At 43.9% G+C, this 629-nt stretch carries 2 pseudogenes; both read right to left on the bottom strand.

The features are described 5' to 3' along the window. A pseudogene (locus tag CIK04_RS30040) lies at window positions 1–302 on the bottom strand (diguanylate cyclase); the annotation flags it as partial. Window positions 303–477: 175 nt separating this feature from the next. After that, a pseudogene (locus CIK04_RS30035) lies at window positions 478–629 on the bottom strand (DNA repair protein RadA); the annotation flags it as partial.

Here is a 629-nt window from a genome sequence, read left to right as displayed (position 1 = left end):
TCCATGACGCAAAAGAATGGCCGATTCACAGAGTCAATCCCACCTCGAGAAGACGCCACCAACTGGTTATTGGCATCATACAGGTAATGTTGGTAGCGACCGATTAACGTGGAATTTCTGAAATCAATGACATACAAGCCCAGCTTGTTGACATCAAAGTTAAGTAAGCTGACATGATCGCCCCCTGTTAGGCTGAAAGCCTCAACAGGTGTCAATGATTGCGATACCCAAAGTGGTGTAGGCTGGCTGGTATTAAGCGGCCCCTGAAACCACTGGATAGCCTGCAACTCGACGGCAGCCATCTCCTTTGCAGCCGAAACAGTTGAAAAGCACAAACAAAAAACAGTCCAAGATATCTTAGTAACATTTCTATCCATAAAAACGTCATTCTCCAAATACATTATGCAATATCTCAATAGAACTGACTAATTTCACACGACAAAGAAAGCAACGCAATTCATGCTTCAATTCACAAAATCATAATTCATCGAAGGCTGATATAGCATCGGCTAATTTTTWAMCCCATGGATCTGCATTTCCGGGATCCCACCTTTGGGCATGATTCGCCAACGGTACGATGGCTTTCTTAAAGCCATGCTTGAAAGCTTCGTTTAAACGCTCTTGGCCAC

It is taken from the genome of Vibrio sp. 03_296, assembly GCF_002265885.1.
The sequence above is the reverse complement of the archived record's forward strand: the minus strand, read 5'-3'. Positions and strand labels throughout refer to the sequence as shown.